At 54.7% G+C, this 10,448-nt stretch carries 8 protein-coding genes; 2 read left to right on the top strand and 6 right to left on the bottom strand.

The window, feature by feature from the left end; translation table 11 throughout:
• Positions 1-272: 272 nt before the first annotated feature.
• The 5 genes from RMSM_RS06005 to RMSM_RS06035 all read right to left on the bottom strand — a co-directional run bounded on the left by RMSM_RS06005 (position 273) and on the right by RMSM_RS06035 (position 5,902).
• Complete coding sequence (locus tag RMSM_RS06005) at positions 273-785, bottom strand: hypothetical protein (RefSeq protein WP_144057409.1); 513 nt, start codon at positions 783-785, stop codon at positions 273-275.
• 396 nt (positions 786-1,181) lie between these two features.
• Positions 1,182-1,721 (bottom strand): four helix bundle protein, encoded by a 540-nt coding sequence (locus RMSM_RS37800; protein WP_008693036.1) that lies wholly within the window; start codon positions 1,719-1,721, stop codon positions 1,182-1,184.
• A 697-nt stretch (positions 1,722-2,418) separates the two neighbouring features.
• Positions 2,419-4,632, bottom strand: coding sequence for an APC family permease (locus RMSM_RS06025; protein ID WP_081614041.1), 2,214 nt, complete (start codon positions 4,630-4,632; stop codon positions 2,419-2,421).
• Positions 4,633-4,720: 88 nt separating this feature from the next.
• On the bottom strand, positions 4,721-5,539 hold the full coding sequence (locus RMSM_RS06030; protein WP_008693042.1) for a TatD family hydrolase: 819 nt from the start codon (positions 5,537-5,539) through the stop codon (positions 4,721-4,723).
• A 93-nt stretch (positions 5,540-5,632) separates the two neighbouring features.
• Positions 5,633-5,902: a hypothetical protein gene (locus tag RMSM_RS06035; RefSeq protein ID WP_008693044.1), complete on the bottom strand. Its 270-nt coding sequence runs from the start codon at positions 5,900-5,902 to the stop codon at positions 5,633-5,635.
• 428 nt (positions 5,903-6,330) lie between these two features.
• Here RMSM_RS06035 and RMSM_RS06040 point away from each other — a divergent pair, with 428 nt between their 5' ends.
• Together RMSM_RS06040 and RMSM_RS06045 are read left to right on the top strand one after the other, a co-directional pair.
• Positions 6,331-7,872: a hypothetical protein gene (locus RMSM_RS06040; protein WP_008693047.1), complete on the top strand. Its 1,542-nt coding sequence runs from the start codon at positions 6,331-6,333 to the stop codon at positions 7,870-7,872.
• A 78-nt stretch (positions 7,873-7,950) separates the two neighbouring features.
• Positions 7,951-8,367 (top strand): hypothetical protein, encoded by a 417-nt coding sequence (locus tag RMSM_RS06045; protein ID WP_008693049.1) that lies wholly within the window; start codon positions 7,951-7,953, stop codon positions 8,365-8,367.
• A gap of 15 nt (positions 8,368-8,382) precedes the next feature.
• Here RMSM_RS06045 and RMSM_RS06050 read toward each other — a convergent pair whose 3' ends face one another.
• Positions 8,383-10,068, bottom strand: a complete 1,686-nt coding sequence (locus RMSM_RS06050) for a cation:proton antiporter domain-containing protein (protein ID WP_008693051.1) — start codon at positions 10,066-10,068, stop codon at positions 8,383-8,385.
• Positions 10,069-10,448: the final 380 nt, after the last annotated feature.

The raw sequence follows: 10,448 nt of genomic DNA on the forward strand, positions 1-10,448 counted from the left end.
AGAGGGTGGATTCGATGTTAGAAGGGCGAGTGTGCATCGAAGGGCGTTTGTAAACGTGCCGAATGGTGTCGGCCAGCTCAGCGGAGATTTGCTCTGGGGTTCGGATGACTAGTGCCCGACAACGGAAGGTTTTTACGACACCGCCCTAAACGAAGCGGACGACGCCTGAACTACGGAAGATTGTACCAACGTCAGCCCGCGTGACCAACCAAAGAAGGTGTGCCGAAGGCCCTTGCGTAAAAACCTTGTTGTCAGACCTCGGCGCGCTGGTGTCAGCAGTTGTAGCCCGGTATGCGAATTCGGAAAACGTCGCAGAACGAAGCAATCAGCAGGCCGTACCGTCCCGAATTATCGACAGACGTTTTTTGCGGATCAGCAAATGAAGGAACAGCGTTGTAACCAGCAGATTTGCAGCGCAGATCACCAAGCTGAGCTGTGAATCGCCAGTTGTAGCCATCATCCACGATCGTGCCACAATCTTCGGAGCGGTATTGGTCACGCCACGTCCAAACATCGAGCAAGTTGAGTGCATCAGCAAATTCGGCCAGCTGTTCAGGAGTCGTCGAGATGCACGGCAGGTGTTTGTTGCGAAAAGTGTCGAAGTGCTGCAGTTCGTCCGCACCTGAGAAGCGGAGTTGCGTTTCGTCACGAATCCAATTCAGTTGGCCAACGAAGCAGCGGTCTTCGTGTAGATGGAATGTAAGTGTGGATGCATCCATCTTGAGGTCCGACAACGTGGTTATGTACGACTTGGTGTCGTACTTGATGGGGGCGAGACTCCACACTGGAGACTCACTTTTGTTTTTCCTGATTTTAATCCGTTTTTGCTGGTGAGGTACAGCTCGTTGCTGCAAATTTTCTTCGATTTGTGGAATGGGGATTCGAGGCGCTGCTTACCTCGGTGCGAGATCGTAGCCAGCTTGACCGTGGAACCGCTTGTGTTCTTTCTTTCGAAAGAGGGTCAGTTGCAATCTCTGGCAACGCCGCGCTACTGCGGCGGATGTCGGGGGAGTTTCAAATAGCGGTCGGTGATTTGTGTTTGTAACATTTTGAAAAATTCCGCGGTGGCGAATCGATCCCGCTGCTCGGGAATGAGCCAGCGGAGTGAGTCGCTCCACTGCGAATAACCGACAAGTAAATTTTTAGTTCACACCGAATGATTCGCAGAATCTCGGTTTCCATCACTTAGGACGGACGATTGATTTTCCGTTGGCAAAACCTCGCAAGCCGTCCGTAGGTGCACGGCCTAGTTCTGGCTTCCTGCCTTCCTCGTACTTGTACTCAGCCTCGCGGTACTCGTACTCAGCATTGCGGTACTCGTACTCGAGTGCGGTATTGTACTCGGCCCCAGACTCAGCCACGACATCGGATCGTGCAATCAACCGTGTCAACATCAATACGATCCGGTGCAGTATTTGCTTCAGTTGGCGATGGCACTGATCGTTCATTCCATCGGTCGCCGCAAGAACGTCTTGGATCGCGACGCACTCTAACGCCGAGCCACGTGCAATGTCGAGAAAGCGACTGCGATCTTTGAGGCTGCGTATCCCGTTACCTTCGGCGATGTTTAGCGGAATCGACTGGGCCGCGCGAAGCCATTGGTCGCGTGCGTGACGATGGCAACCGCCAAGATCCTTTGCGATGGAAAACGACGATGCGACGTACTGAATGGAGAGACGGTAAACGTCGAGTCGATCGTGGTCGAAAATGGGTTCGGTCATTGGTGCCCTGTTTCGAGTAGGAGCCCCGTTTCGAGTAGGAGTAGGAGTAGGAGTAGGAGTAGGAGTAGGAGTAGGAGTAGGAGTAGGAGTAGGAGTAGGAGTAGGAGTAGGAGTACGAGTACGAGTACGAGTACGAGTACGAGTACGAGTACGAGTACGAGTACCGGCTGGCGCCTGAGTACGAGTACGATGTTACTTCGTGCCATAAAGCTCCGCGGCGGTGGGGCGGGTCGAATCGAGATCGATCACGGCTAGCCGGTTCGACAAAAAGTCCTCGATCGCTTCGCGAGGCGCGTTGCGACCGCGGGCTGAGTGTACAGTCGGCCGTCGCGGTAGACGCCCAGCCAACGCGTCGATAGCGGACTTGTGCCGCTGTGAGAAGAAGCGTTCATTGCCTCGGTGCCCCACATCCAATGAGAAGAGATGAGCCGCTTTGATCCGTTGCAAATGAACGCGGATCGAAACGCAAAATCGGGGAACCAGCCTACCACAGTTTTTGTGGGTTACCTAACAGAAACTGCAATGCAAGCATTGGCTGAGTTCTGTTCAAGTTGCATCGCGTTATTCATTAAACTGCCCTGAAATGTCAGAAGGACGCATTACTTGAGCCCAAGCAATTGCCGACGCCACGGTTTGCTGCGAGTGAATGAAGGATACCGGGGTGAAAGGCCGAGTGACGATGGCAGCGGAGTTTGACTTACGACTCCAGTCGCATTCCGCCGGCGCTTTGCACAAACACGACTCGCGACAGGCCGCCCGCCAATTTTTCGGTGCGGTAGAAGAACGCTTCTTCGTCGCCGATGTTGGGCGGCTGCATCCCTAAAAATACCATCGCGGCATTGCGGCTGGTGGTCTGGATCGCCATCTCAGGATCCTTCGAAACGACGACTTTGGTCACGCCGGGGATTCTCGCGGCTTTCAAAAGACTCTCTAAGTGGTTTCGGACCTCAGCAATTCCGGCTTCGTTGTCGACGACACGCAAAAGTCGCAATTCACGGCCTCGCCAATCTTCGTTTTGCAACAGCAAGTGCGCCAGCAGCACCATCAATTCACCATTGGCTCGCCCACGCCACCAAACATCGACCGTGCCGCTCGGTGGCCGCCAATCATCATTGGGTTCGTCGGTGCGGCGGAGCACGACGGCGCTGCGGGAGAGTCCTTTTAGATTCCGCAGCAAACCAGAAAAGATCTTCATGCGGTCGGCCGATAGTGGACAGCCCAGCAAGACGACATTGGGACGCAATCGCCCGAGCCCTTGGCACTGCACCAACGCTTCGACTCCGGTCACGTAGTCGCTAGCGACCACCACAGCCGGGAACGCGTTCAATCCGTGTTCGCCGATCATCGTGTGCAGCATTTTTTCTTGCGAGATACGACGTCGATGACGGTCATCCAATTCACCTTGGATGACTTGTCCGAGCGTCAAAATGCCGGTGCGTGATGTCAACCAATGACCGAAGACAACTAGATGCGGCCGAGAGAAACCGGTGCCGCTGAGCGCCAGAACGAACGGCCGCCAATTCTTTGGGTGGTAGAGTTCGCCTTCGAGCTTTAGTAAGTTTTTGCGTGTTCGCTCGAACAGCAAGCCGCTGGTCACGTTACCAAAATCGGCGGTCAGATCAATCTTTGACAGGTACCAGTGAAGTGCCGCGAAAAGCGATATCGCGACAAACGCCCACTGCCAATCGATCAACAACATCACGATGCCGCAACCGATCGCACCCGCTAGCGAAGTCGTCCAGTGACAGAATTTGAATCGAGGGCGGTAGCTTGGGTTTTTGGTGATCGATTCGTAGAAGGTCGCCAAGTTCAGCAGCCCATACGTCACCAAAAACGCCATCGTGATCAACGGCGCGATCGTATTAAGGTCCGCAAGCAGAATGCCAGCTTGTGAAATCAAGAACGTTACCAAGATGGCACGACGTGGTTCTGAGTTGGCACCCGAACCGATGCCTAGTGGTTGGAGCCAACGGAACAAACGGTCGCGGGCCAGTGACTGCAGGATCCGCGGAGCTCCCATCATGCTGCCCAGCGCTGACGAGATAGTCGCAGCGAACACTCCCGCGGCGATCAGAGCAGGCAAGACCGCGATATCCGAGAGCACCAAATTGTTGGTAATCAACGTTTCACGTTCACGACATCCGCCAATCAAAATTGCTTCGGAAATGTAGATCAGCCCGGTGACGAAGACGGCAGCGAGCGTTCCCAGGGGGATCGAGCGAGCGGGGTTGCGCAAGTCGCCTGACATGTTCGCACCTGCCATAATTCCCGTCACTGCGGGGAAAAACAACGCGAACACCGTCCAAAACGACTCGCCGTCACTGAATCCCATGCCTTTGTTTTGCAGGAAGATCGCGGTATCGAACTGTGTCCACGCGCCGGCATAAAAAGAAAACAGAGCAAACAGAACTGCTGCAAGAATTAGAAACTGCAGCTTCATTGTCCACGCCGCGCCGATGGCGACACAGGCAAACACCGCGATATTGGTCAGCGATGCAACGAGCGTCGATGAGGTTCCCACGGGCAAATAACCAACCAAAGCCTCGGTAAACCCGATCACATACATGGCCACCGATAACGCTTGGGCGGCGAAGAAGACGAGTCCAATCGCTCCGCCGAATTCCGCACCCAAACTGCGGCTGATCAGAAAGTACGCTCCGCCGCCTTCGACTTTGGTGTTGGTGGCAATCGCTGACAACGACAGCGTGGTCAACAGCGTGATCGCATTGCTGAACAACACGATTGCCATCGTGCCGATGATCCCGGCTTGGCCAACGACAAAACCAAACCGCAAAAACATGATGACGCCAAGGATCGTCAACATACAGGGCGTGAAGACCCCAGCGATAGTTCCGAATCCATGGCCACTTCGTTGTCTTGACGCGGCGCTACTAAGGGATGCGGAACTCATCAACGATGCCATCTTGGCGAAAAGGGACTATGAAACGCGCGCGATCGGTTTTGTCAGTGAGCACCTTTATAGCGAGCCACCCTTACCGCTAGGAGGCGTCGCGTGGCGTGAAATTAAAGTTAGGACTTTTCGAAAAGAACTCAATTGGATTGTCGTAAACGACTTTTTTGATCAGCGATTCGCGATGACCACGACGGCGTAATTCAAAAATCAAATCGGGAACGGCGGTCGGTTTGCTTGGCCCCCAATCGCCCGCCGAATTCACGAGCAAACGTTCGCCTCCGGTCATCTCAATCATGTCCGCAGCGCGCTCGGGCGTGCATTTGGTGACAGGGTACAGCGTCATGCCGGCCCAGAAACCTCGATCAAGCACTTCGGCAATCGTATGTTCTTCGACATGGTCAACGAGAACGCGATCGCGATCGAGTCGTTGATCGTCCGACAACATATCGAGAATCATGCGGGTGCCTTGGAACTTATCTTCCAAATGCGGCGTGTGAATCAAGATCGATTGGTTGTGCTTGATCGCCAATTCGAGATGTTCGAGAAAGACGATCGATTCATTGCGGGTGTTTTTATTCAGCCCGATCTCGCCGATCCCAAGCACGTTGGCGGCATCGAGGAATTCGGGAATCATCGCGATCACGTCGCGTGAGAGTGAAACGTTCTCGGCTTCTTTGGCATTGATGCATAGCCAAGTGAAGTGTTGGATCCCATACGCGGCGGCGCGTTTCGGTTCCGTTTCGGTCAATTGGCGAAAGTAATCGCGGAACCCGTCAACGCTGCCGCGGTCGTAGCCCGCCCAGAAGGCCGGCTCGCTCATCGCCACGCATCCCATTCGCGCCAGCGTCGCGTAATCGTCGGTGGTCCGAGACACCATATGAATGTGGGGATCGATGTAGTCCATGGCAATTTAGCTCGAGATCAAATGTTGAAGGAGGGAAGACAACTGGCCGCGGGAACATTCGCGGTCAATTGGTGGCCGAATTCTATCGTCACATCAATCGACTTTTAATTCTGACCGCCAAGCGGGGGAATATTTTCGCGAAAACAGTAATTGAACACGTTCGGCACGATCAGGTTCTTCGCTTAGCAGCAACCGGATCGCATCATGGATCTTATCGCGTCGAACGCTGATGTCTTCGTCCAGCGGCGTGTCGTCTTGCAGTGATCGATCGACGCGATCGAGTACCGCGGCAATCTCGAGAACCTTCGCTCGGACATCCAAAAAGGATTCCTCGAGGACAATGTTGGCGGGGCGTTGATTCATTGGATTAACAAAAGGTTGTAGGTTCGTTGTCGATACCCAAGCGGGTGGTTTTTATCGTGGTGCGAGCTGCTCGATCTGATTTTCCGGTTGCCCAGCGCGATAGCGTGACTGGAGATCATGCATGACGTGGAGCCCCGTGGCTGACCGTGATTATAGAGCATACATCGCAGGAATCGAAACCGACAAAAGACGGTCTCTACGTCGCATGCGCGGGTTGTCTCACCCCACAAATAGGTGCCGCTTGGCTTGGTTATGTGGTTTGTGCGGTTTGCGGTGTCGATTCACGCTGGCGGAGCTACAGATTTTCTGAGGGCAATGCAATTTCGTGTCCTGCATCAAGCTACGGTTACCTGACGACATGATGGTGAATGTCCTTCTTGGCACGTCGGATTGATTTCGAGACCCCCAACATTGTCATTTGAAGAAGAATGCAAGGTCCCTCCCTCACGTTCGCAACGCTCGCCGAGTCCCGCAATGCTGCTGCGGTGGACTTGCTCTTGATCGCGCTCGAAGACAGCAGCGAGGTGGTGCGTTCGTATGCGGTCGAGTCCTTGTTGCAGCGTGAGGAGCCCCATTGCGCCGAAGCGGTGCTGTCGCGATGGGACATTTTTCCCACCGACTTGTTTGGCCAACTTCGCAAGCGAAAGGGGTGGATTACGCCCGCGGTCCAAAAATCACTACAAAACAAAGACGACAACCTTGCTCACGCGATTAACGCGTCGGTGATGATCGGATTGTACCCGTTGTTGGTCGATTTGATTCCGATTGCCGAGTCGCATCCCGCGGAAACCATTCGTGAAGCGGCGACCGAGGCCATTCTGCAACTGGCCCATGAACTCGGACACGAAGCGCGTGCCGATCGAGACAAGCCGTCGATTCGCACCCCCGTCGTGGCAGCGCTGGCGCAATCGGTCGAGCGAATTCACAAACACAAAAACGAGCAACTGATCGATGCCTTTTTAGTCAATTCGACATGGGCTGATGCCGAATTGCGACAGTTTACGTCATCCAGCTCTGAGTTTTGCAAAATGATCGGCAACCGATTGTTGACCACTCAGCGTGCTGGCATGGTCGAGCTGTTGGCGGGGTTCATTTGTCGCCGCAATGTGCCATCGTTCCTGCTTGAGATTTTAGCCATCCGCACCGACGACGTCTTTCGTGACTCGCTGTTGCGTGCGATTGGCGAAGAACCCTCCGCCACGGTGCTCAAGAATCTGCATGAGCTAGGGATGCCCAAGTGTTGTGCGGATGATGACTCGCTCATGGACGCAATCAGTGCGAATCATCGTGCGGCGGCGATTCATGTTTACAGTCAATCCGGCGGCGATCCTTTGGTCGCTCTGCGAACGATCGTGGCGGCCATTCATCGCGACGGTCATGGGTGCATTCCCGCCGCCGTCGCGGGGATGATGAAATGCAGTGTGCCCGATTTCGAAATTTGGCATCAAGCGGCACTGTTGATCGCCCAAGGAAATCAAGACGCGATCACAGCGGATCCAGTCGCCTTGCTGCTACATCATTTGATTCAGTTGCTCGATCATCAAGATCCTTCGCTGGTGCGTTCGGTTCGTCGCATCCTCGGTCCGCTGCATGCGGACGCCATGCTGCACCGATTGTCCGATATGCCCGAGAAGCATCGTCGCGCGTTGGGACGCGTGGTGATGACGATTGATACCGATGCCATTGCTCGGATACGCGACGGACTCCGGCACCCCGTGCTGAACAAGCGGCTGGATGCGATTGCCGCAGCCGATGCGTTGGCCGCCGTCGATTTGCTAAGCGATTCGTTCGAGCGGATTTCACGCGAAGATCACCAGGAAGCACGTGTGCTCGCATGCCAAGTTATGTCACGTGCCGAAAGCAATAGCACGATGTCGCTGTTGAAAGAAATGTCCGCACTGCCACCGTGTCCGGTGAGTGACGCCGCGGTCAAGGCGATCCGGTATCGAGAAGCAATGAAGACTTTCTAACCCAATTCGTGATTCGCTTTTCGTTTTTGAATCTCTGCTATCACCCACATTCTTCCACACTGCATTTTGATTTCAGACATGATCAATTTAACGTCCTACCTGTTGTTCGCAGAAACGCGGATGAGCGACGTCAATCTGGATTACAAAGAAACGGCGGTCGCCACGAGTGATTCGTCGCAGTGGATATTGATCGCCGCTGCGATCGTGGTGGGATCGCTACTGCTCGCTTGGCAAATCCAACGTCGCATCGCACGCAACGCGCATTCGTCGGTTTCGCTGTTCGGCGATCTCTGTTACGCGCACCGAATTAACGGCAAAGGATGCAAGTTATTACAGGCCATTGCGGATGAAGCGTCGCTGCCGCAGCCTGCGATGTTGTTTTTGGCCGATCATCACTTTGATTCGGCTTTGGCAACCGCAAAGCAAACCATGACGTTAAAACCGGATCAATTGGCCACGATCGCGATGGTTCGGCGGCGAATGTTTTCATCATAGACAAAAGCAATGCGTCTATTTCGTTTTGCGACGCTGGGTAATCAGGGCGTGCATGATGTCGCTGCGTCGCACGACTCCGGCCAACTCGTGAGGCTCTGTTCGCGCGACGACCGGGATGCAGTCGTCGGTTTCCGCTTCGAACAATTCGAAAGCTCGCTGCGCGGGTTCATCGGGGTACAGAAACGAATCGGTCTCGCTCGCCAAATCTTCGGCACGTATCAGCGTCGTGGCGTTCTCGTCAAACATCACGTTACTGAGCAGCGGATAGCGGATGACGCCGACCACGCGTTGACGCTCATCAACCACCGGATAGGTGTTGTCGTGACTGTGTTCGATATGCGAGATGACTTCTTCAAAATTTGCCGATTGATGAATGCCGTTGGTTTTGCGTAACAAGTCGCTGACTTTGACCTTGTTGGCCACGGTACGTTCGGCCGCGTCTTGGTGGATGGCAGCGCGAAATCGGTCGACGACCGCGCGAACTTGTTCCAGCGGCGTGCGGTTGGTGTGGCTGATGGCCTGGGCCAACGGGACTTCGCCGGTTCGCAACAGCGATTTGCGGATAAACAGTGGCCCGATGATCTCGAACACTACCACCGACCCCAGAATGATGTCTTGAATCGGTTTGCCTAATTCAGGATCGCGGTTTGCGGCAATCGTCGATAAAGCAATCGCGGCGCCCGCTTGCGCAAACAAACACGTTCCCAACCAATGACGCACTTCGAGCGGTTGCCGCGTCAATCGAGCGGCACCGTAAACGCCCAGCCATTTTCCGGCCATGCGAAGTACGATATAGAGTGCCCCGATCCCTCCGGCGGCGATAAACGCGTTGGCGTCCAAGTGCGTTCCATGGACGGCAAAGAAAACCACCGCAAGCAAACCGGACAAGTGGTCGAGTTCGCCGACGATCTTGTTTTTCATGTCCGACGTATTGGCGACAGTCACTCCCATCACCAAGAACGTCACCATGTAAGGCAGGTGCAGCGACTCGCATGCACCTAATAGAAAAGTCGTGGTTGCCATCAACAATACCAACCATCGGCTGAACTTCAGCAGTCCGCATCCGTAGCTGATGATCAAACCGCCAGCGATGCCCAAAGCAAATGCGGTCCCGAGATTCGAAAACAGCCACTGCAGTTCGCCAGCGATGGTGACGTCCAACTTTCCTTGGAATAGATGGATCAGCAGAAAGGCGAATTCGAATAAAACGATGCAAGCAAAATTGTTGACCGCGACAAGAAACCCGGTGCTTTCGGTGACCGGACCTTCGGAGCGAAATTCTTTCAGCACCAAGATGGTTGTCGCTGGCGCAGTGGCGACGGCCAGACAGCCCAGCAAGATCGCGGTGCCGCTGCCGTATCCGAACAGTTTCAGCCCGAGTGTAACCAACCCACAGGTCAACAGGATTTCTGCTGCCGATAACGCAAGACAATGAGCGGCGATACGCCGCACCTTGGAAAACGTGAATTCGCACCCCAGGTTAAAGAGCACGATCGCCATCGCGAACTCGAGCACCGGTTCGAATCCGTCGACATGGTCTTCGGGGATCCAGTCCAGCACACTGGGGCCGACCAATAGGCCGACCAAAAGATAAGCGGTGACTTTGGGGAGATGAAACACATCGGCGAACACGCCGGCAGCCAGGCAAACGCCAAGCAATAGTCCTAGCGTGCTGGTGACGTGTAGATGGAAATCACTCATACCCTGACCTGTTTCGATGCCGCCGGAAAACGCCCAGCGGAAATCAGCAGACGGTTCCGGCGGTAGGGCAAACAGCAGCCCGCTAGGCTATGGGGCCATAGCGAAGCGGGCGGTCCAACGAAGGAATCATGTTGTAGCGAATTCTGTCAGCCCCCGCGACACGACTTGGGGGCAACCATCCGATGATCGATTGACCAGATGATCGATTGACGCGTTATTCTGACGCGTCGTCCTTCGCATCGCTTGCGTCGTCTTTTGCTTCCGCATCCTCGTCGGGCTCGCCTAGCGTCTCGGCTAGCAGTTTGTCGAGTCTTTGACCGCGAGCACTTAACGAGATCACTTTCCCTTCGCCGTTGACAAGAATCGCGGTCGGAATTCCC

It is taken from the genome of Rhodopirellula maiorica SM1 (genome assembly GCF_000346295.1).
In the GTDB taxonomy this organism is placed as follows: domain Bacteria; phylum Planctomycetota; class Planctomycetia; order Pirellulales; family Pirellulaceae; genus Novipirellula; species Novipirellula maiorica.